Origin of the sequence: Euzebyella marina (assembly GCF_003687485.1) — a bacterium.
GTDB classification, from domain to species: domain Bacteria; phylum Bacteroidota; class Bacteroidia; order Flavobacteriales; family Flavobacteriaceae; genus Euzebyella; species Euzebyella marina.
The window spans coordinates 1517914-1538562 of record NZ_CP032050.1 but is presented as its reverse complement, the minus strand read 5'-3'; the positions used below and the strand labels follow the sequence as shown (position 1 = coordinate 1538562).

22 protein-coding genes are annotated in these 20649 nt (G+C 38.6%); 14 read left to right on the top strand and 8 right to left on the bottom strand.

The genetic code is table 11. The annotated features are described in order from the left end of the window. Positions 1-34: 34 nt before the first annotated feature. Together D1013_RS06315 and D1013_RS06310 are read right to left on the bottom strand one after the other, a co-directional pair. The gene (locus D1013_RS06315; RefSeq protein WP_121848063.1) at positions 35-2584 is read right to left on the bottom strand and encodes a phosphoenolpyruvate carboxylase; all 2550 of its coding nucleotides are present in this window, start codon (positions 2582-2584) and stop codon (positions 35-37) included. 367 nt (positions 2585-2951) lie between these two features. Further along, positions 2952-3617 carry a uracil-DNA glycosylase family protein gene (locus tag D1013_RS06310; protein ID WP_121848062.1) on the bottom strand — a complete coding sequence of 222 codons (666 nt, stop codon included), beginning with the start codon at positions 3615-3617 and terminating at the stop codon, positions 2952-2954. Between the two features lie 157 nt (positions 3618-3774). Between D1013_RS06310 and D1013_RS06305 the strand changes: the two genes are divergently transcribed. After that, on the top strand, positions 3775-3903 hold the full coding sequence (locus D1013_RS06305; RefSeq protein ID WP_121848061.1) for a 30S ribosomal protein THX: 129 nt from the start codon (positions 3775-3777) through the stop codon (positions 3901-3903). Here D1013_RS06305 and yaaA read toward each other — a convergent pair whose 3' ends face one another. From yaaA to D1013_RS06290, 3 genes are all read right to left on the bottom strand, one after another. Further along, positions 3904-4665, bottom strand: a complete 762-nt coding sequence (gene yaaA / locus D1013_RS06300) for a peroxide stress protein YaaA (RefSeq protein ID WP_121848060.1) — start codon at positions 4663-4665, stop codon at positions 3904-3906. Positions 4666-4762: 97 nt separating this feature from the next. Continuing rightward, positions 4763-5788: an RluA family pseudouridine synthase gene (locus D1013_RS06295; protein ID WP_121848059.1), complete on the bottom strand. Its 1026-nt coding sequence runs from the start codon at positions 5786-5788 to the stop codon at positions 4763-4765. Positions 5789-5791: 3 nt separating this feature from the next. Further along, entirely contained in the window at positions 5792-6379 is a 588-nt protein-coding gene (locus D1013_RS06290) for a PASTA domain-containing protein (RefSeq protein WP_121848058.1), read from the bottom strand. Positions 6380-6578: 199 nt separating this feature from the next. On the opposite strand from D1013_RS06290, the gene D1013_RS06285 reads away from it, so the two are divergent. The 5 genes from D1013_RS06285 (at position 6579) to D1013_RS06265 (ending at position 12497) form a co-directional block, all read left to right on the top strand. Next, a complete protein-coding gene (locus D1013_RS06285) occupies positions 6579-7556 on the top strand; it encodes a D-alanine--D-alanine ligase (RefSeq protein WP_121850631.1) in 978 nt (325 codons plus the stop codon). Between the two features lie 105 nt (positions 7557-7661). Further along, positions 7662-8117 (top strand): pantetheine-phosphate adenylyltransferase, encoded by a 456-nt coding sequence (gene coaD / locus D1013_RS06280; protein WP_121848057.1) that lies wholly within the window; start codon positions 7662-7664, stop codon positions 8115-8117. Between the two features lie 242 nt (positions 8118-8359). Further along, positions 8360-10207, top strand: coding sequence for a PAS domain-containing sensor histidine kinase (locus D1013_RS06275; RefSeq protein ID WP_121848056.1), 1848 nt, complete (start codon positions 8360-8362; stop codon positions 10205-10207). After that, positions 10194-10598 (top strand): response regulator, encoded by a 405-nt coding sequence (locus D1013_RS06270; RefSeq protein WP_121848055.1) that lies wholly within the window; start codon positions 10194-10196, stop codon positions 10596-10598. Before D1013_RS06275 ends, D1013_RS06270 begins: the two co-directional genes overlap by 14 nt. Before the next feature lie 102 nt (positions 10599-10700). Continuing rightward, the gene (locus D1013_RS06265) at positions 10701-12497 is read left to right on the top strand and encodes a M14 family metallopeptidase (protein WP_121848054.1); all 1797 of its coding nucleotides are present in this window, start codon (positions 10701-10703) and stop codon (positions 12495-12497) included. On the opposite strand, the gene D1013_RS06260 is transcribed toward D1013_RS06265, so the two are convergent. Next, positions 12494-13081: an NUDIX hydrolase gene (locus D1013_RS06260; RefSeq protein WP_121850630.1), complete on the bottom strand. Its 588-nt coding sequence runs from the start codon at positions 13079-13081 to the stop codon at positions 12494-12496. The genes D1013_RS06265 and D1013_RS06260 overlap by 4 nt on opposite strands. A 7-nt stretch (positions 13082-13088) precedes the next feature. Between D1013_RS06260 and pyrE the strand changes: the two genes are divergently transcribed. Next, positions 13089-13730, top strand: coding sequence for an orotate phosphoribosyltransferase (gene pyrE, locus D1013_RS06255; RefSeq protein WP_121848053.1), 642 nt, complete (start codon positions 13089-13091; stop codon positions 13728-13730). Between the two features lie 4 nt (positions 13731-13734). Further along, positions 13735-14127 carry an SRPBCC family protein gene (locus tag D1013_RS06250; RefSeq protein WP_121848052.1) on the top strand — a complete coding sequence of 131 codons (393 nt, stop codon included), beginning with the start codon at positions 13735-13737 and terminating at the stop codon, positions 14125-14127. 27 nt (positions 14128-14154) lie between these two features. Here the strand turns inward: D1013_RS06250 and D1013_RS06245 are convergent, their stop codons facing one another. Next, positions 14155-14886, bottom strand: coding sequence for a biotin--[acetyl-CoA-carboxylase] ligase (locus D1013_RS06245; RefSeq protein WP_121848051.1), 732 nt, complete (start codon positions 14884-14886; stop codon positions 14155-14157). 96 nt (positions 14887-14982) lie between these two features. Here D1013_RS06245 and rsfS point away from each other — a divergent pair, with 96 nt between their 5' ends. The 6 genes from rsfS to D1013_RS06215 all read left to right on the top strand — a co-directional run bounded on the left by rsfS (position 14983) and on the right by D1013_RS06215 (position 19772). Then, on the top strand, positions 14983-15360 hold the full coding sequence (rsfS, locus tag D1013_RS06240; RefSeq protein ID WP_121848050.1) for a ribosome silencing factor: 378 nt from the start codon (positions 14983-14985) through the stop codon (positions 15358-15360). 9 nt (positions 15361-15369) lie between these two features. Further along, positions 15370-17379 (top strand): ATP-dependent zinc metalloprotease FtsH, encoded by a 2010-nt coding sequence (gene ftsH / locus D1013_RS06235; RefSeq protein WP_121848049.1) that lies wholly within the window; start codon positions 15370-15372, stop codon positions 17377-17379. A gap of 63 nt (positions 17380-17442) precedes the next feature. Continuing rightward, complete coding sequence (locus D1013_RS06230) at positions 17443-18057, top strand: LUD domain-containing protein (protein WP_121848048.1); 615 nt, start codon at positions 17443-17445, stop codon at positions 18055-18057. 3 nt (positions 18058-18060) lie between these two features. Then, positions 18061-18864, top strand: a complete 804-nt coding sequence (locus tag D1013_RS06225) for a phosphatidate cytidylyltransferase (RefSeq protein ID WP_121848047.1) — start codon at positions 18061-18063, stop codon at positions 18862-18864. Beyond that, on the top strand, positions 18854-19537 hold the full coding sequence (locus D1013_RS06220; protein ID WP_121848046.1) for a phosphatidylserine decarboxylase family protein: 684 nt from the start codon (positions 18854-18856) through the stop codon (positions 19535-19537). Before D1013_RS06225 ends, D1013_RS06220 begins: the two co-directional genes overlap by 11 nt. Further along, positions 19512-19772, top strand: coding sequence for an acyl-CoA-binding protein (locus D1013_RS06215; RefSeq protein WP_121848045.1), 261 nt, complete (start codon positions 19512-19514; stop codon positions 19770-19772). Before D1013_RS06220 ends, D1013_RS06215 begins: the two co-directional genes overlap by 26 nt. Before the next feature lie 23 nt (positions 19773-19795). Here the strand turns inward: D1013_RS06215 and D1013_RS06210 are convergent, their stop codons facing one another. Further along, positions 19796-20557 (bottom strand): creatininase family protein, encoded by a 762-nt coding sequence (locus tag D1013_RS06210; RefSeq protein WP_121848044.1) that lies wholly within the window; start codon positions 20555-20557, stop codon positions 19796-19798. Positions 20558-20649: the final 92 nt, after the last annotated feature.

The following is a 20649-nucleotide window of genomic DNA, read 5'->3' as shown; positions in this document are numbered from 1 at the left end:
GAAATCCCTCTTTATTTCATTTAGATACTAATCCTTAAGCCGAGTTTCTACTGGCATTGATGTTACCATACAATGAACGGGTAACAATCTTTTCGTAAAGCTCGGTCAAATCAGACTCTTGCCCAATTTTCTGTAGTGCAAATTGTTGAATAACCAATAATGGTAGCACAATGTTTTCGCGAATCTTAATCGACTCTCGAGACACTGCCTCGTTTTCCATAAGAACCTTACTGCCCGAAATCATTAGTAACATTTTTTTCGACAGCAAATACTCTTCATGAAGAATATTCCAGAACTCGCCATATTTTTTATCCTCCTTCATATAGCTGGTAAGTTCAAAGTAGCATTTGGAAAGCGACATCATACTATTGAGCATTAAAGCCTTAAAGAATGGTACTTCTTTGTATAACTTTTTAATCTCATTAATTCTACCATCATCTTTCAAGGTCTTAATGGCGGTTCCGATACCGAAATAGCCAGGAACGTTCTGTTTCAATTGGCTCCATGACCCAACAAAGGAAATCGCTCTAAGATCTGTAAGTTCTAGTTTCTTTTTATTTCCGCGTTTGCCCGGTCTACTACCAATATTGGCCTTTTGGTAATATTTTAATGTACTTCTATTCTCCAAGTACGGAATGAACATTTCATGGTTCTTAAGGGCATCATACTTTGCAAAACTTAATTCGGAAAGTTCTTCTATCAGTTTGCGCTGCGACCTTGAGATTACGTTCTCTTTTCCAAATAAATTATTGGAAAGACCAGCGGTCAAAAGCTGCTCACTGTTATGAATAAAATGCTCTTTAGTACCGTAGGTACTGGTAATCGTCTGCCCTTGAATGGTCAACTGAATCTCGTTATTGGCCACCTCTTTGGTTTGAGCGGCATAGAATCGATGTGTCTTGCCACCACCTCTAGCTGGTGGTCCACCACGGCCATCGAAGAATATGGCCTTGATTCCATTTTTACTACAAATCTTCGATAAGGTTTCTTTGGTCTTTAAAATATTCCAATTGGCTTTAAGATACCCCCCATCTTTTGTTCCGTCTGAGAAGCCTAGCATGATGGTTTGGTTATTACCTCTATTTTCTAAATGTTCACGATATTCCGGTAAATCGAAAAGGGTTTGCATGGTATCTTCAGAACTATCCATACCCTTCATAGTTTCGAATAGCGGAATGATATCAAAAGTTATTTCCTCACGTTCCCATCCACACCATCTAAATAGGCCGAATACGAACAATACGGAAAAAATATCCTCTGAATTACTAATAATATACCGGTTACAACCATCCTCACCATTGGTGGCTTGAATGTCTTTTAACTGTGAAATGTTTTCAATGGTATCTTTTACTATCGGCTCATCATAATCACTTGCATTCAACTCAAGCTTCTTATTGATCAGAATATCAACAAGCTCTTTTTCGGATAGCTCATCGACAGTTTCTTTGATCAAACCATTTTGCTTTAGAATGGTTTCTATAGCCAGTTTGTGCTTGCTATGATCTTGACGGATATCAAGTGTAGCGAAATGGGTTTTGAATATTTTGACCTTATCAAGAAAAAAATCTAATTCTTTAAGATAAAGGCTATGATATTTGGTCACCAACAGTTCGCGAATGTCGAGCAAAGGCTGAAGAATATCTTCATAACCCACATTCTTGCTGGCATCGAACATAGCTGTGTACAGATTGTTTCTCAGTTTTCTAATCGGCTCTTGAACCCCTTTGAAGGTAAGCTTCTTTTGAATTTGCTTAAGGTCATTATAATAACATTTCATCAAAGTGACACGCAGCTCGTTCGCTACGTCTTTGGTAATCGGAGCAGTTACGAACGGGTTACCATCTCTATCACCACCTGGCCAAAAACCAAGTTTCATAATATTATGGTTATCAAAATCTGCCTTTCGAATATTCGATTTGATATAAGAATATAATTCACCAATAGCCTCATAATAAGTATGTCGGAGGATGTAGATAATATTCTTGGCCTCATCTAGAGGAGTTGGTTTTTCGGCATTCAAAAGTGATGTTAAACCCAGTTGTTGTAACGTTACGTCGATATCATCGATACGGTCTTCTAAAATCAGAGACCGAAGGTCATCAATAATATCAAGAACTGCCGGCGTATAGAATTGCGTTGGGTGGGCCGTTAATACAATTCTGGCACTGAAGGTCGATAATTTCTTAGAGACCTTATCCCAACTCTTATTCTTATCTACCAGTTCAAAATAATCAGGAATGCTCAACGATCTTCGATGCTCTTGCAGTTTCGGAAAAGCCGCATCTTCAACACTATCATAAAGTACCACTTGACGTTCAACATACTGAATGATCCGGAACATAAAATCAATGCGTTCTTTCTCTGATTCTATCTTCACATAGTTTTGAAAAAATGATTCCAAAATTTCTTGCGGATTTTGACCGGAGTCCAATCCTTTTTGGCATTGATCCAATAAAAGCGGAATAAGAATACCTACGTTCTCAATATTTCGATAAGGTAGGTTTAGAAAAAGACTATTGTAGACATTAAATTTATTATTGACCGATTTTTTAAACTCGTTCAGTTTCTCATCTTGCTGTTGCATAGGCTGTTTTATAAAAAATATGGTTATCAGGCGATCATTAATCAGGTAATCGAGTTTCTTTTAGCTCCATAAATATCGGTATTCTACGGTGATTGTCAATCTATCGCTGAGGTTATAACAAAAATATTTGGCTACACTACAAAAACAACAGAGTTCACAACAATAATTTCGATATCGCTTTGCTTACTGATACTTTTACTCATGTAAACAAAACAGAAGTAAATTTTTTCATTTTCATATAGTGTTCTCGTAAAAGAGCTTTGTCTAAACCGACAAGGCTCTTTTTGGTTTTTGACCTCACTACATAAAATTTCGACTCGATTTACGAAGCACCCAACATAGCGATTTAAATGGGAAAAGGGAAATTCTAAGAAATAAAAAATTGCCTGTATTGATCGACCCGAAAATCTAAGGTGTTATACGCCACGTTTAAAGATTTTTGATACTTGTAGGCATCTAAACTGCCCACTGCCCGATTGGCAGCTCCAGATGGCGCGGTAAGCGATACAGTCTCTATCGTTCTTTTAGTCTTTGGTAACTCAAAAGAATAGATTCGGGGCACTTGATCCGAAACAGTTCTTAATTTGATATGGTGCGCTTTTATTGATTTTCTAAAGAAATATTCCGGCCCATTTTTGCTGTTGCCACCCATGAACAAAATAGTCTTGATTTCTTCATAATTTTCAAGATGGCCAATTATATCTCTCAAGCAAACATTTTGCATACCTAAATCCGAAGCATCAACTTTCATTCTTTCGGCACTTTCAACAATATCGCAAACGGCTATCTTTTGTTCAAAAAGAAAGTTTTTTCTTTGGAGAACTGCCTGCTGATTATTCTCGAATTTTAATTGCAAGTTAAAGATGCGGTCTAAAATGGGCCAAAGCATACCATTTCTACTACCATAACAAAAATCGACATCATCGGGCTTCAAATCGCCAGATGTGAACCTTGGCGGAGGAAGCGTACCAACGATGAGCTTTGTGGCTTCGGGAAATAGAAATGGCTCATAAGGATGGGTATGCAAAAACAAGACAGAACAATTTTATAATAGTCAGATAGGGTAAAAAACCAAGTTTCAAAAATGGAGATTATCGTGGGCAAAAACAAGCCTTCTTAATTTCCGGTAACGAACAAAACTTGATATTTCTTCTGAAAAAAATTAATTTTCTCCTTCAAAAAAATAAATCATGGGAAAAGGAGATCAAAAATCTAGAAGAGGAAAAATTGCCAATAGGTCGTACGGAGCCAAAAGGCCGCGCAAAATTAAAAGAAGACCCACCGTGGAAGAGAAAATCGATATTAAGAAAAAAAAGTAACTACCTGATGAATACGGGTTCGTTTTCTTTCTCGGAATACTCTTCACTAAACTTATACCCGTCATAATCAAAGCCCTTGATATCAGACAGCGTTTTCGCATCGGTATCGATAATGTAACGAACCATTGAGCCCCTGGCCTTTTTGGCAAAGAAACTGATGATTTTAAGCTTATCATTTTTCCAGTCCTTAAAAACAGGACTGATTACCGGTACTTTCAAACGTTTGGTATCAACCGCCCCGAAATATTCATTACTGGCCAAGTTCAAGAATAACTCATTATCATCTAATTCGGCATTTAAAAAATCAGTAACAGGTTTCTTCCAGAATTCATAAAGATTATTTTTTCGGCCGACCTTTAATTTGGTACCCATCTCTAATCGATAAGCCTGAATAAGGTCAAAAGGTTTGAGCACACCGTAGAGACCTGACAAAATTCTTAAGGTATCCTGTAGCTTTGTCAGTTTTTCTACTGGTATGTTAAATGAATCTAACCCTTGGTAAACATCACCGCTAAAGGTAAAAGCAGCTGGTCGCGAATTATCAGCTGTAAAGGGTACTTCGAAATTCTGGTTACGCTCCCAATTCAATTCAGCAAGGTTATCTGAGATTGACATCAACTCTTTCAAAGCTTTAGGCTTCTTCTTTGCCAAGACTTTATTCAGCTTTTCAGCTTCCGCGATAAACTGGGGCTGGGTGGGTTTTATTTCGGGCAATTCGGTATCAAAATCCAACGACTTGGCAGGAGAAACAACAATTTTCATTTCTAATTTTTTAGCGGGGTAAAAGTAAGGAGGTTAGAAATGAAAAGCAACGGCCTAACCATAGTCTTCTTGATGAAGCCATTGAATTTGATTATACCTATTGACTATGTTTCGAATAATGCCTCCACTTGTCGATACAGGCTACCATATCTTCCGGAATTTCAGAATCGAACCGCATTAGTTCACCACTTACGGGATGGGTAAAGCCAAGAGTTTTTGCATGAAGGGCCTGTCTGGGCAATATTTTAAAGGCATTGTCAACGAACTGTTTGTACTTAGTGAATGTAGTACCCTTCAATATTTTATCACCTCCGTAGCGCTCGTCGTTGAATAGGGTATGGCCGATGTATTTCATATGTACCCTTATTTGGTGGGTACGACCGGTCTCCAGCTTACAAGAAACCAAGGTAACATAGCCCAAACGCTCTAGAACCTTATAATGGGTAACGGCTTCTTTACCTTCATCGCCATCAGGAAAAACCTGCATCTGCAACCTATTTTTTGGGTTACGGGCAATGTTACCTTCTACAGTTCCTTCGTCATCTTCGACATTTCCCCAAACCAAGGCGATATATTCCCGTTCAGATGTCTTATCAAAAAATTGTTTGGCCAAGTGGGTCATAGCCGCCTCCGTTTTGGCAACGACCAAAAGCCCGGACGTATCTTTATCAATTCTATGTACCAACCCTGGGCGTTCATTACTATTGACAGGCAAATCTTTAATGTGATGCAGAAGGGCATTGATTAAGGTACCAGAGTAGTTACCATGCCCGGGATGCACAACCATTCCGGCAGGTTTGTTCACTACCAAAAGCACCTCATCTTCATAGACTATATCTAAAGGAATATCTTCAGGCACCAATAAGAACTCGTGGGGCGGATGCTCGAACATCACCTTGACCTCATCGGCCGGTTTCACCTTATAATTCTGCTTAACTATAGAGCCATTGACCCAAATATGTCCGCTTTTGGCAGCCTGTTGAATTTTATTTCGGGTAGCATACTCGATAAAATTCATTAAAAATTTATCTACCCTTAAAGGTTCTTGACCTTTCGCCGCTGTAAAACTATGATGCTCAAAAAGTTCATCATCGTTCCACTCTTCATTTTCTTGTGATTGCATAGGTTATTCAGAGTCTGCTTGTACCCTAGCCTCGTCTGAAACGGTACCGTTACCGCAGACCAGTTCTATCTTAGATGTCTTGGGAAGTTTATCGCCAGGTTTCACATATTTACCTTTGTACTTGATGTGGTAAACCATATCTTTTCCGAGCTCATCAATATAAGTGACTCTTTGAATATCGAGCCCTACCGCACGCAACATAGAAGTTGCATTTCGTTGCGTAACCTGTATGATGTTGGGTATGGATACTTTTTTATATCCTGAAGGATTGACCGTAAAGTAGATTTTTCGATTCTCTTTTACTTTATTGCCCGCAGGTGGGTTTTGTTCAATAATAGAAAATCTTGGATATTCAGGATTATAATTGGCAGAATCAAGTACCTCATAGCGTAGACTTGCATCTTCAACGGCCTTTCTCATTTCAGGCACCGACATTTTCGAAAAATCAGGAACCTCTACAAACTCTCCGTGATTAGTGGTATTGTCCAAATAACGTAAAACCAAAAACACTAAAATGATGGTAACCAAAATGGCTAGACCTATTTGTATGAGAAAAACTTTACTTCTTAGAAAATTTAAAAAATTTCGCATGAGGATTATTTAGACGTCACAAATATAAGTAATGATGCGCTTCAATATTTTGTTTTAAGACAAAGTTGGGTGCACCTAAAGTTTGAATAATATAATATTCGATTCAAGAATCGATGATAAATCTACTGCTCACAAAATTTTAGTGACAATTCAGACTGTTTTTCTTTTCTTTGAATCGAACTTTTCAAAAAACGAACAAATGAAAAAGAATATTGCCATAATCATGGGTGGCTACTCGAGCGAAGTACAGATTTCTTTAAAAAGCGGCAATGTTGTTTACGAATCTATGAATAGGGAAAAGTTCAACCTTTATCGCATTCATATATTAAAAGAAAAATGGGTTTATGTTGATGAGAAAGATATTGAGCACCCTGTCGATCGTCATGACTTCACCGTAGAAATCAATGGCGAAAAAATCTCATTTGATTGTGTTTTCAACGCGATTCATGGTACGCCGGGTGAAGATGGTTTGATGCAGGCCTATTTTAAGCTTCTTAACATACCCCAAACATCATGCGATTATTATCAATCTGCATTAACATTCAATAAGAGGGATTTACTCAGTACCTTAAAACCATACGGAATCAAATCGGCTACTTCCTATTACTTGAACATGGGCGATGAGATTAAACCAGACCTCATCGTAGCCAAAGTCGGCCTACCCTGTTTCGTTAAAGCTAACAAAGCGGGTAGCAGTTTTGGTATAACCAAGGTGTATAAAAATGAAGAATTGGTACCAGCCATCAAAAAGGCGTATCAAGAAGATGATGAAGTTATTATTGAGTCATTTTTAGATGGAACCGAAGTATCGGTGGGTGTAATTACTTATCAAGGAGAAACCAAAGTTTTGCCGATTACCGAAATCGTAAGTGAAAACGATTTCTTTGATTATCAGGCCAAATACGAAGGTAAATCGCAAGAAATTACCCCTGCCAGATTATCATCTGCCCAAGAAAGAAATGTTACCGAAGTTGCTAAGAAAGCCTATGAGGTACTAAAGATGAAAGGTTACACCCGAAGTGAATTTATCTTTAAAGGCGACGAACCCTATATGCTTGAAATGAATACCACCCCGGGCCTTACTAGGGAAAGTATTCTACCGCAACAGGCAAAAACTGCCGGAATTTCTATCTCGGCCCTTTTCGATAGTGCTATTGAAGAGGCCTTAAAGAAATAGGGCGAATCTTTGGTCATCAATCGTTCGATTCTTATTTTTCATGAAAAATAGAACCGAAACAACTCGATTGAAGGTTTTATTTTTAAAAAATCCTAACCAACTATTATGAAACGTGCTATTTTCCCCGGCTCATTTGATCCACTGACCCTAGGTCATTATGATATCATCATGAGGGGCATTACACTTTTTGACGAGGTTATTATTGCCATCGGTGTCAATGCCGACAAAAAGTATATGTTCACTTTAGAAAAGCGTATGGAGTTTATAACCAAGGCTTTTCAAAACGAACCTAAGGTAAAGGTTCAGACCTATGAAGGCTTAACGGTCGAGTTTTGTAAGAAGATGGACGCCAGTTTTATTTTAAGAGGATTAAGAAACCCTGCCGATTTTGAATTTGAAAAAGCAATTGCCCATACCAATAGAAAGCTTTCCGAAATAGAAACGGTATTTCTACTCACTTCGTCAGGTAAATCTTACATAAGTTCATCAATTGTTAGAGATGTCATAAGAAATGGTGGTGATTATACAGGGCTGGTTCCTGATACTGTGAGAGTATCTTAGCCTGTTTTTTTCACTTAATGCAAAACTTTAGCATTATATTTTCTTTTTTTGCAATTAAATTATTTTCTTGCCATAGATAATCATACTACTTTTAGATTATAATAGTAGGAAATAACTTTCAAATTTCATTATTTTGACCAAACCACTTGAATCTTGAACCAAACAACGGCTTTCGTCATATTCACAACAAACCTTTAGATAAATCCCCCATCCGCACTACTTTAGTACGAAATTTCGTTATTATGCCGAAAGGAACCGAAATAGATAACCAAAAATATCTGATTAAACAATTGCCGAACGCTACGGCATTTGTCAATGTAGATTTTGAGGTAGTTTATGCTTCCGACAAGTGGCTCAAACTATACAACCTAAAGGCTTCTGAGGTTTTCGGCAAGCGTATCGACTACTTATATTCCAATTCCAATAATCAGATTACCAACACTTTAAGTGACTGTATTTCAGAAAAAGTTGATAAAACTTTTGAAGAATGCAAATACGACCCCAGTGGAAAAAAATGGTTTGAATGGCACTGTAATCCTTGGATTGACGAAAAAGAAAATGTAATCGGTCTTATCATTCATACGGAAGATGTTACCCATCAAAAATTAGCGGAAACCAACTTAGGAAGACTTAGATCCAAATTGGATATCATTTCGAAAATCGGAAAAATTGGAAGTTGGGAGTATGACCTAGCTGCCGACAAACTAATCTGGTGTGCGGTAACCAAAAAAATTCACGAGGTAGCCGCTGATTACGAACCGACCATTGAAGAGGGTATTCATTTCTATCGTGATGGTTACAGTCGAAACATGATTGCCATGGCAGTTCATGATGCTATGACGAAAGGTACTTCCTATAGCGAAAAATTAATGCTGATAACGGCCAAGGGCAATGAAATATGGGTTCAGGCCAATGGAACACCGGTTTACGAAAATGGGCAGGTAGTTGCGCTTAGAGGGACCTTTCAAGACATAAACGAAAAGGTAATTTCTGAAAACAAGACCAAGGCGAGTGAAACGCTTTTACATACTTTAATAGATAACCTACCCTTGAATATATATATCAAGGATAAAGAGTCGCGTAAGATTTTGGTCAACAAATCTGAATGTGATTTTCTCGGCGTTAACGACCCTCAAGAATTGTTGGGAAAAAGCAACTATGAGCTTTACGATAGCGACATTGCCGAAAAACTCAATCAAGAAGACCAACAAGTGATGGACACTCTAGTGCCTATCATCAACAAAGAAAGTAGCATACGTCAAAAAAATGGCAAAACCACCACTTTTTTGGTTTCAAAAATACCTTTGATTGGCGAACATGGCAAGGTCAACGGTATTGTTGGTATCAGCCATGATATTACCAACATTAAACAAAACGAATCAAAACTGCGCGATTTGGTCAATGTAGCTTCGCTACAAAATAAAAAATTGGTCAACTTTGCCCATATCGTATCCCATAATTTACGCTCACATACTGCCAATTTTTCGATGTTATTGGAGTTTTTGGTCGATGAAAAAGACGAAGACGAAAAGAAAAATATTATGGGCATGCTTACCAATGCTTCCAACAATTTGATGGAAACGTTGGAAAACCTTAATGAGGTCGTAGCCATCAATACCAATGTAGGATTGGAGAAAAAGCCAATCTTACTTCATGAAAAAATAGAAACGGTACAACAGAATTTAACTGCTTTCCTTAAAAGTCATAATGCCACTATAATTAATGACGTTGAAAAAGACGCTACCGTAAAGGTAGTACCTGCATATATGGAAAGTATTTTAATGAACTTTATTACCAATGCCGTAAAGTACAGAGATCCAAACCGAGAGCCTATCGTTAAATTGAGTTTTCAAAACACGAACGGTTCTACTATGCTATCTATTGAAGATAATGGTTTGGGCATAGACCTAAAGAGGTATGGCGACAAACTCTTTGGCATGTATAAGACATTTCACAACCACAAAGACTCGAGGGGAATCGGTCTCTACATCACAAAAAATCAGATTGAAGCCATGAAAGGACGCGTGGCCGTCTGTAGTGAAGTAGGTACGGGAACTACGTTCAACATATATTTTAATGAAAAAGATTGAGAGTATTTGCATTATTGACGATGACCCCATAACTGTATTTGGAGTACAAAAAATGCTGAGCTTGACCGTTTCTTGCGACAATATCAGTTCTTACGTAAACGGTAAAAAAGCACTTGACGGAATTAAAAAAAATCTTGAGGAAGGGGCAAACTTACCACAGGTCATATTTTTAGACATTAACATGCCCATCATGGACGGGTGGCAATTCTTGGAAGAATTCATCGCTTTACCCTCAGAAGAAAAAGTTCGCATCAATATCATCACTTCATCAATTGATGCCCACGACAAAGAGAAATGGGAACACTACCAAACAAGAACGGACCATTTAATCACTTACAATAACAAACCTCTCTACAAACAACAAATTGCCGAAATAACCCAGAAAGCCTAGATATTGCTAACAATTGTCGGTATTTTGTTATAGCACCGTTCTTTTTGTTTTTAAACTCTGTCTATCATTCTTGCCAAAAGTGTTTTTGCTTAATTTTACCGAATGAGAGCATCAATACAAGAGCATTTTATAAAGAGGTTTTACTATATAATTTTAGTTTCCTTTTTAGTTCTTTCGTGCAAGAGTGAAGAGCAAAACGAAGGTGAAACCTACCAGACGCATTTTGAATCGAGCAATGGTGAAGAAACGGCAACCTACCTACAGACCATAGATTTTTATATTAGGCTGGCTCGAGAATTTCCTGAAATAAATATGCAAACAATGGGTAAGACCGATAGCGGATATCCTTTGCACATCATTACTTATAACCCTGACGGCGATTTCAATTTTCAAAAAATAGGAGATAAGAAAACCGTTATTCTTATCAACAATGGCATACACCCTGGTGAAAGTGACGGAATCGATGCAACCATGCTCTTGTATAGAGATTTGGCTACCGGCCAAATCGAGGCTCCTGAAAATACCGTTCTAGTTACCATCCCCATTTATAATATCGGGGGAGCAATGAATAGGAACAGTACAACCAGAGTCAATCAAAACGGACCCAAATCTTACGGTTTTAGGGGTAATACTCTAAATTACGATTTGAATAGAGACTTTATAAAGGCAGATTCAAAGAACGCCAAGACATTCTACGAGATTTTCCACATGGTAAAACCTGATATTTTTATAGACAACCATGTTAGTAATGGTGCCGATTATCAGTATACCTTAACTCATCTATTCACCCAACATAATAAACTTGGCGGAGCGTTAGGCACCTATTTGCACGAAGAAATGATGCCTAAGTTAGTAGAAGGTCTAAAAAAGGATAATTGGGAAATTACGCCTTATGTGAATGTTTTTAATGCTGTTCCTGAAAATGGTTTTTCCCAGTTTATGGATTCTCCAAGATATTCTACTGGATACACCACCTTATGGAACACGTTTGGTATGATGGTCGAAACCCACATGCTTAAACCATATGAGCAGCGGGTAAAAGGAACCTATAAGCTTATGGAAAAGATGCTTTCAATTGCCGAAAGCGACTATGAGAAAATCAAACTATTAAGAGCTGAAGCCGTACATAGGCACAAAGAATGGAAATACTACCCAACTCAATGGCAAGTTGATACCACACGGGTTTCCCAACTTGATTTCCTAGGCTATGAAGCCGATACGTTGACTAGTGAAATAACGGGGTTTGATCGATTAAAATATGATAGGGAAAGACCTTTTAGCAAAAAAGTTCGCTATTCAAATTATTTCAAAGCGGTCGATTCTGTAGAGATACCAAGCGCGTACGTTCTAAGAAAAGGATGGACAAGAATTACCGACCTGCTAGACCTTAACGATATTGATTATCAAACTTTACAGAGAGATACTTCTCTGACGGTCGAAGCATACAAAATCAAAAATTATGACACATCTGTAGTACCTTATGAAGGCCACTACCCGCATAAAAACACCGAAGTAAATGTCACTGTAAAAAGAGTTCAATTTCAACAAGGCGATGTAATCATACCTACCGACCAACTTGGTTTTAGGTATATTTTAGAGGCATTGGAACCTTCGACCGTCGATTCGTTTTTCAATTGGAACTTCTTCGACCCCATATTGCAACAGAAAGAAGGTTTTTCGCCTTACGTTTTTGAAGATTTAGCATTAGAAATTCTAGAAGAAAACGCAGCTTTAAAAGATAGTTTTCTTCTTAAAAAAGAGAATGACCCGACCTTTGCCAGCAATTGGTATAGTCAACTAAGTTACATTTACGAAAACTCTGAGTATTACGAAAAAGCGCACAACCAATACCCGGTTTACCGCTTAATGAAAGAAAGTCAAGAAGGCAACAAAAACTAGTCGCCGAACAACAATTTAATATTGGGGTAAGAATTCTGAAGAGCCTTTTGAATCTTTTGCGGGCCTTTCCATTTCACTTTTACAATACCTTCTTTTTTCTCTGGTTTGAGTTTACCAGTATACTCGGTTTTCATGGCATACCAGTGAACCTCTTTTAAAGTATACTTCCCGCTATTACTAAAAACGTGATAGGTAGTTCTCAAGAAATTTTCGATCCGCAAATTTTTCACACCTGTCTCTTCCATTACCTCTCTAACGGCGCAATCTTCTATTGATTCACCCTTATCAAGTTTTCCCTTGGGCAAATCCCATTTATCGTTTCTATAGATAAATAGTACCTCACCCAATTCATTGGTAACTACCCCACCGGCGGCCACCACCAATGGTATTTCTTTAGTGAATTTTTTAAGTATTTCTTCGTGGTTGGGATGGTAGATATAAGCGGCGTTCAGCTTCTTCTTCTTGAGTGATTTGATCGCATCTTGAATCGAATTTTCATTCAAGGGAAAATATTCTCCATTGGCAGTTTCCGAGAGCTTATTTGTTAAGATCAACGGCAATTCGTTCACAAAAACTTTATACATTTGCGTCATGGTTTTAGACAAAAACACCGCCAAAAAAACAGCCGAGCTTCTACTGCAAATTAATGCAATAAAGTTGAAACCCGAAAATCCATTTACATGGGCTTCCGGATGGAAATCGCCTATCTATTGTGACAATAGAATTCTGCTTTCTTACCCGGCCATTCGCAACTTTGTAAAAGAAGAAATCGCCAAGCAAGTTGAAAGCCTATATGGTAAACCAGATGTCATCGCTGGGGTAGCTACAGGTGCGATTGGTATTGGTGCCCTGGTTGCCGATGTTTTAGGCCTTCCGTTTATTTATGTGCGACCAGAACCCAAAAAACATGGGCGACAGAATCAAGTAGAGGGCAAGCTGGAAGCCAACCAGACCGTAGTGGTCATAGAAGACCTGATAAGCACCGGAAAAAGTAGCTTGAACGCCGTTGATGCCCTTCTTGAATCTGGGGCGAACGTAAAAGGAATGCTGGCTATCTTCACCTACGGTTTTGATGTGGCGGAAGACAATTTTAAATCCAAAGAACTAGACCTTCATACACTCAGTGATTATGAGCATTTAATTCAACAGGCTTCAGAAACTCACTTCGTCAAAGAAGAACAGTTAAATACACTAAGAGAATGGAGAACAAACCCTTCTCAATGGCAAAATTAGACTTATGCATATAGAAACCCCTAATACCGTCGTACCAAAAGGAAACCAAGAAGTTTACGAATTCTTGACCGACCTGAAAAACTTCGAGAAGCTCATGCCAGAGAATATCGATAAGTTCGAAGTTATCAATGAAGACCGGTTTCTTTTCGCACTTAAGGGCATGCCCGAAATAGTACTTCAAAGAAAAGAGCAAATACCTTATAACAAAATCGTTTTGGGCGCCGCTAGTGACAAACTTCCTTTTTCATTAACCGCCCATATAAATTCGGTGGGTGATACCTCAAGTGAGGTGTCATTAAGTTTCGAAGGTCAGTTCAATGCTATGATGGCGATGATGGTCAAAAAACCGATTACCAACTTTATGGGTACCCTAAGCAGCAATCTGTCCAAAATATAACTGCGACTGGCCCGCTTGATTTTACGCTCAGTAAAGGAGTTTGATTTCCTTTAGTCCGAAGTTTTGAATTATTTGGTCTTCCAACTCTACTATCAGACTACCGTCACTGGAGACCCCTCTGATAAAACCCATAAACAAATCACCCCCTTTACTCTCAAAGGTCGATGGTTTATCTTTACGGAAAAGAACATTTTCATAACGCTTCCATAATCTTGCCATACCTTTGTTGGCCGATAAGTCAAACAAAATTTGAAGTTTTTTTAAAATTAGGGTGAGTAATTCTTCGATGTCATAAGATTTACCTAACAACATTTTTAAGGAAGCTGCGTTCTGTAAGTTAGGAAAATTGGTTTGGTTAACATTTAACCCAATACCGATGATGGCCGATTTAATTTGAGATTCGCGTAATTGATTTTCAATTAAGATGCCACATATTTTATAAGAACCTGACAGAATGTCGTTGGGCCACTTTATTTTTAAATCAGGCACCCCTATGGCGCTCAAACTGTCATAAATGGCCAAAGAGGCACAGATATTGAGACTATAAGAATCAGTTGGAAAAAGACTTAAATTGTTTTTTAATACGCTTAAAATCAAGTTTTTACCTTCTTCTGACGACCATTTAGCACCCATTTGACCCTTACCTTTGGTTTGGCTTTTGGCAACAACGGCGGTAAAGTCGGGCAGAGTCTCTTGAGAGGCCAAATTTTTCAAATAGTCATTGGTCGATTCCGTGGCATTAAGTTTGATTAAATGCATAAACTATGGTTTTCGCAGATAATACCTTTATTGGGGAAAAATCTGAACCTAAAAGAACAAAAAAATAAATAACTTTGTAGAAACTAAAATTTTTGAATGCAAGAAAGCAAATCCAGTGCAGATGAATTAATTGCAGTGATCTTACAGGGGATTGAGGAAGTCAAAGGACAAGATATTAGTTTACTCGACCTAAGAGATATTGAAAATACCGTTTGTGACTACTTTATAATATGTAATGGTACTTCTAATACACATGTTAACGCAATAGTAGGATCAATCCGAAAAACCGTAAGCAAAGCTATCAAAGACAAGCCTTGGCATGTAGAGGGCGAAGATAATGCCGAGTGGGTTTTAATGGATTATGTAAATGTCGTTGTACATGTTTTCCAGAAACATATTCGTGAATTTTATGACATTGAGGGGCTTTGGGGCGATGCCAAAGTAACTTCGGTAGAAAGTAGTTTAAACCAGTAAAAAAGAATAATGGCTAAAGATAACAATACAAACCCTAAAAAACCTAAGTTCAGCTCGTGGTGGATTTACGGATTGATTGCGGTACTTTTATTAGGTTTTCAGTTTTTAGGAAGCGGTAATTTCGCCAGCACCAAAAAAACGACCACCTCAGAATTACAGGAATATCTGAGAAACGGTGATGTCAAAGAAATTATGATCATCACCAACACTAGACAGGCAAAGGTTTTTCTAACGGAAGAAGCGCTCGCCAAAGATGTTCATAAAGAAGTAAATGACAAACCCTTCTTACCTTCAACAGGGGCTACACCTCAGTATGTGTTAGATTATGGTGATCTTCAGAATTTCGAGAATGAAATCAAAAATATCAAGAAAGAGAACAATCTTGACACCATCGTAGATTACGATACCGACAACAATTATTTAATGGATCTGTTGTTGGGTATTCTGCCCTTTGTGTTGATTATCGGAATTTGGATTTACCTGATGCGCAGAATGTCAGGTGGTGGTGGAGCTGGCGCTGGTGGCCAAATTTTTAATATTGGTAAGTCAAAGGCGAAGCTTTTCGACGAAAAAACCGATACCCGCACATCCTTTAAAGATGTCGCAGGTCTCGAAGGGGCCAAAGAAGAAGTAGAGGAAATTGTTGAATTCCTGAAAAACCCGGATAAGTATACTTCTCTTGGAGGTAAAATACCGAAAGGGGCACTGCTCGTAGGCCCTCCGGGAACAGGTAAGACCTTATTGGCCAAAGCGGTTGCAGGGGAAGCCAAAGTACCTTTCTTTTCGCTATCAGGTTCCGATTTTGTAGAAATGTTTGTAGGTGTCGGTGCTTCGAGGGTGCGTGATTTGTTCAAACAAGCTAAGGACAAATCGCCGGCTATTATATTTATCGATGAAATCGATGCTATTGGTAGGGCCCGTGGAAAAAACAATTTTACCGGCAGTAACGACGAACGTGAAAACACGCTAAACCAGTTATTGACAGAAATGGATGGTTTCGGCACTAATACCAACGTTATCGTATTGGCCGCAACGAACCGCGCCGATGTGTTGGATAAAGCTTTGATGCGGGCAGGTCGTTTCGATAGACAGATTTATGTCGACCTACCGGATATCAGGGAAAGAAAAGAGATTTTCGAAGTGCATCTAAGACCTATTAAAACCGCTGAAGCCTTAGATTTAGAGTTCTTGGCACGTCAAACCCCCGGTTTTTCAGGGGCTGATATAGCTAACGTATGTAATGAAGCTGCTCTTATTGCTGCTAGAAAAGAACGTAAAGCGGTAACCAAACAAGACTTTTTAGATGCTGTGGACAGAATCGTTGGTGGTCTTGAAAAGAAAAATAAGATAATTACACCTGGCGAGAAAAAGACCATTGCCTTTCACGAAGCGGGTCACGCTACGGTCAGCTGGATGTTGGAGCATGCCGCCCCGCTTGTTAAAGTGACTATTGTACCTAGGGGTCAATCATTGGGTGCTGCTTGGTACTTACCGGAAGAGCGACTAATCGTTCGTCCTGAGCAAATGCTTGATGAAATGTGCGCTACCATGGGTGGTCGTGCTGCAGAAAAGGTAATTTTTGACAAGATTTCAACTGGCGCCCTTAGTGATCTCGAAAAGGTGACCAAACAAGCTAGGGCCATGGTCACTATATATGGTTTAAACGATGAAATCGGCAACCTTACCTATTACGATTCATCAGGACAAGAGTCCTATGGCTTTACCAAACCGTATAGCGATGAGACTGCCAAGAAAATAGATCAAGAGATTTCAAAAATTATCGAGGAGCAATACCAAAGGGCGATAAAAGTTTTGACCGACAATAAAGACAAACTAACTACCTTGGCCGAAAGGTTATTGGATAAAGAGGTTATTTTTAAGGAAGATTTGGAGAAAATTTTCGGGAAAAGACCTTTCGATAAAGAGTTTGATGAAAAGGGTCAAGAAAAGCTTGATGACAAAAACGTCGATGATACCGAGGTCGCGGGTACTTTGGCCGAAGAAGGTGAAGAAAAATAAATCATTTAATTTAACGTTTTCTATAACTTAGGGAAACGAATACATATAGAGTTATAATACCAAATGGGGCTATTTGACAAATTATTTGGTGGAGGCAACAAGAAAAAGGTTTCCAAAGAAACAGCAGAGACCCGAGGAGCCCACATGCCAGACCTGAACATTCCCGTTGACGAAAAATTTACCATACATTTCAAAAAAAATGGTGGTAAATTTCTCTATTGTGACTCTTTCACCGAAATATCCCAAGCCCTTAAAAACATCATCACAGAGAATAACTGGCAAGACCATCCTTTCTTTGTGCTGGATTCTAAATTAAAAGACAAGTTTGGTAAAGAAAAGGTGAAATTTACCCATCGAAGTGCCGATAGTGATGTTTTCTTTACGACTTGTGAGCATCTTGTAGCCCAGAATGGATCTATTTTGGTCTGCTCGAATCAGCTAATGGAAAAAAAGCTTCACGAACTGCCATATAACGTTATCGTGTTTGCAACCACCAGTCAATTGGTAGAGTCTATTGGTGAAGGTCTCAAGACCATCAAGAAGAAATACAGTGGCAGAATTCCTGCCAATATTACCACCTTAAAACATTTTCAGGCCAACGAAGAAAATTCAGATGATTTTCTAACTTACGGGAGTAGTTCCAAAAATCTGTATCTTTTACTTTTGGAAGACCTGTAAATTATGAGGGAAATACTTCGGCGTTCACTTACTGGGGCAGTTTATATTGTGCTACTATTATCCGTGGTATTTTTAAGCTCCGACGCCTTTGATTTTTTATTCATGGTTTTCGGCCTCGCCTGTCTTAATGAATATAAAAAGCTCGTTGGCCTAAGAGGGTTACATATTTACTTTGCCTATTTAGTTCTATGGTGGGCATTCATCTATTTTGTAACCGACATGTGGCCTGTTTACACCCTTTTAGGGTGCACCTTGGCAACCAACGCTGCCCTCTTATTTTACCTTTTCAACAAAAAAGAAAGACTTTTCAATACTCTTCAAAAATTCATTATTGGCCTTTTCTATATTGGTGGGGGATTTATTTTTCTTACCATGATACCTTATACCAATGATGACTTTGTGAAGTTCCTTATAATAGGTATTTTTATCCTGATTTGGGTGAACGATTCTTTTGCCTACATTACAGGTAAAGCGTTTGGAAAACATAAGCTTTTTGGACGAGTTTCTCCCAAAAAAACAGTGGAGGGAGCGCTCGGAGGCTTGATTTTCGCCATGGGAACTGCCTACTTTTTAGGAAAATACGAACCCATAGTTACACCGATGCAATGGGTACTTTTAGCAATCGTAATTGTAGTTGCCGGTAGTTTAGGCGACCTTGTGGAATCAAAATTAAAAAGAGCCGCAGGAGTTAAGGATAGCGGAGCACTTTTACCAGGTCATGGCGGAATGTTGGATCGTTTAGATAGTTTAGTATTTGCGGCGCCATATGCCTTTTTAACATTAAAGATTATTGACTATGTTTCATAGAGAGGGTCAAAAAATAATACTGACCACTTTTTTTATAGTTTGCGCCATCATCTTGGTTTCGCAATTCTACGTTGATATAATGTGGCTTAGATGGGGATTGCAATTATTGGCGGTTGTTCTTTTGATTCTCATTCTCCAATTTTTTCGTAATCCGACAAGGAGGGCAGCTAAGACCTTTGATGAAATTCTTGCCCCTGTCGATGGTAAGGTCGTGGTTATTGAAGAGGTTGAAGAAACCGAATACTTTAATGATAGAAGAAGACAGGTATCTATTTTTATGTCGCCAACCAATGTACATGTAACAAGATATCCTGCTAGCGGTAGTGTCAAATTCTCTAAATACCACCCCGGAAAATATTTGGTAGCGTGGCACCCCAAATCGAGCACTGAAAACGAACGTACAACTGTTGTCATACGCACTCCGAAATTCGGGGATATTTTATACCGTCAAATAGCCGGGGCCCTTGCCAGAAGAATTGTCAACTATGCCGAGATCGGGGAAAGTGTTCAACAGGGCGAAGATGCCGGTTTTATCAAGTTTGGTTCAAGGGTCGACTTATTTCTACCTCTAGACTGTGCCGTAACAGTAAAACTTAACCAAAAAGTAGTTGGGGCAAAGACATGTATAGCAGCTGTTGTAAAGAAAGATGAAGAAGGAGAAATTGCATACTGATTTTGCAGAAGCGGTCGAGTATATAAACAATTATACCGATCCGTTACCGGCAGACCTATTGCTAAAACTGTATGCTTACTACAAGATTGCAAACAAAAACTATAGTAGCCCCGATAGTAAAGTGCCCCTTATCAATGCCTTTAAAGCCAATGCTCTGATACAAGCGAAAAACATGGGGCGAGAAGATGCCATGAAGGCTTATATAAAACTCGTTAAAACAGAGGTGAAGAATTAATTACTTTAAAAAAGCAGTAATTACTATTCGTAAAGGTCTGACAAATCTGCTTGGCATAAATCCAGAACAAAATCGCCCATTTTAGAAGTAATATCCTTAAAAAAGCGTTCGCCTTTTTCTTTTGTAGCTTTTTCGGGATTACCAACTCCAGTATCTTCCGTTACCTGAGACCATTTTCTTTCGGCCCACGCCCAACCTTCTTTAAAAGCCTGAATTTTATATTTTTTTGAGGCCCCACTACCCCATTTGTCTTTTGACAGCACCAAGTCAGGTCTGAGATAGAGCATTAGACTGGTTTCCATCTCATCGGCATGATCACCTTCTTCCTCAAAATAATTACGCTTATTTACCACCTGAGGAAAAAAGCTGAAACTTATAAACATCTTCGGAAATTTCAGTCCTAATTCACGAACCAAAGGCTTAAAGTCATTTCCTCCATGACCATTAAAAATCAAAAGCTTATAAATGCCTTGGCGATTCAGCACCTCAACAATATCGGTAAGAATTGCCAATTGGGTACTTGGGTTCAAGTTTATATCTAAATAAATATCAGACTGCCCTGTATTGACCCCAAATGGAAGTACAGGCAATACTATGGGCCTACCCCCTTTTTCCCAAGCATGCTTGGCCATTTCCGCCACCATATGTTCTGCCTGTATATTATCAGTGGCATAGGGTAAATGATAATTATGTGCTTCGGTTGCGCCCCAAGGTAAGATTACCATATCAAACGATGCACTTTTAAGGGCTTCCCAATTGGTTTCGGCCAGAATATAAGGTCTCATAAAGTATTTGATTCTAAACAAACTTAGCAAAGCTCTAGATAAATATAACCCCTTGCCTAGAATTTATTTTTAGAATTTAATTACAGAGGCTA

Excerpts from the sequence above, each read along its gene's own strand:
- D1013_RS06245 (WP_121848051.1), bottom strand. The coding sequence starts at position 14,886 with ATGCATTTAATCAAACTTAATGCCACGGAATCGACCAATGACTATTTG.
- coaD (WP_121848057.1), top strand. The coding sequence starts at position 7,662 with ATGAAACGTGCTATTTTCCCCGGCTCATTTGATCCACTGACCCTAGGT.
- D1013_RS06305 (WP_121848061.1), top strand. The coding sequence starts at position 3,775 with ATGGGAAAAGGAGATCAAAAATCTAGAAGAGGAAAAATTGCCAATAGG.
- D1013_RS06220 (WP_121848046.1), top strand. The coding sequence starts at position 18,854 with ATGTTTCATAGAGAGGGTCAAAAAATAATACTGACCACTTTTTTTATA.
- D1013_RS06265 (WP_121848054.1), top strand. The coding sequence starts at position 10,701 with ATGAGAGCATCAATACAAGAGCATTTTATAAAGAGGTTTTACTATATA.
- D1013_RS06225 (WP_121848047.1), top strand. The coding sequence starts at position 18,061 with ATGAGGGAAATACTTCGGCGTTCACTTACTGGGGCAGTTTATATTGTG.
- rsfS (WP_121848050.1), top strand. The coding sequence starts at position 14,983 with ATGCAAGAAAGCAAATCCAGTGCAGATGAATTAATTGCAGTGATCTTA.
- D1013_RS06270 (WP_121848055.1), top strand. The coding sequence starts at position 10,194 with ATGAAAAAGATTGAGAGTATTTGCATTATTGACGATGACCCCATAACT.
- pyrE (WP_121848053.1), top strand. The coding sequence starts at position 13,089 with ATGGTTTTAGACAAAAACACCGCCAAAAAAACAGCCGAGCTTCTACTG.
- D1013_RS06295 (WP_121848059.1), bottom strand. The coding sequence starts at position 5,788 with ATGCAATCACAAGAAAATGAAGAGTGGAACGATGATGAACTTTTTGAG.
- yaaA (WP_121848060.1), bottom strand. The coding sequence starts at position 4,665 with ATGAAAATTGTTGTTTCTCCTGCCAAGTCGTTGGATTTTGATACCGAA.
- D1013_RS06250 (WP_121848052.1), top strand. The coding sequence starts at position 13,735 with ATGCATATAGAAACCCCTAATACCGTCGTACCAAAAGGAAACCAAGAA.
- ftsH (WP_121848049.1), top strand. The coding sequence starts at position 15,370 with ATGGCTAAAGATAACAATACAAACCCTAAAAAACCTAAGTTCAGCTCG.
- D1013_RS06275 (WP_121848056.1), top strand. The coding sequence starts at position 8,360 with ATGCCGAAAGGAACCGAAATAGATAACCAAAAATATCTGATTAAACAA.
- D1013_RS06230 (WP_121848048.1), top strand. The coding sequence starts at position 17,443 with ATGGGGCTATTTGACAAATTATTTGGTGGAGGCAACAAGAAAAAGGTT.
- D1013_RS06290 (WP_121848058.1), bottom strand. The coding sequence starts at position 6,379 with ATGCGAAATTTTTTAAATTTTCTAAGAAGTAAAGTTTTTCTCATACAA.
- D1013_RS06260 (WP_121850630.1), bottom strand. The coding sequence starts at position 13,081 with ATGTATAAAGTTTTTGTGAACGAATTGCCGTTGATCTTAACAAATAAG.
- D1013_RS06285 (WP_121850631.1), top strand. The coding sequence starts at position 6,579 with ATGAAAAAGAATATTGCCATAATCATGGGTGGCTACTCGAGCGAAGTA.
- D1013_RS06210 (WP_121848044.1), bottom strand. The coding sequence starts at position 20,557 with ATGAGACCTTATATTCTGGCCGAAACCAATTGGGAAGCCCTTAAAAGT.
- D1013_RS06215 (WP_121848045.1), top strand. The coding sequence starts at position 19,512 with ATGAAGAAGGAGAAATTGCATACTGATTTTGCAGAAGCGGTCGAGTAT.
- D1013_RS06315 (WP_121848063.1), bottom strand. The coding sequence starts at position 2,584 with ATGCAACAGCAAGATGAGAAACTGAACGAGTTTAAAAAATCGGTCAAT.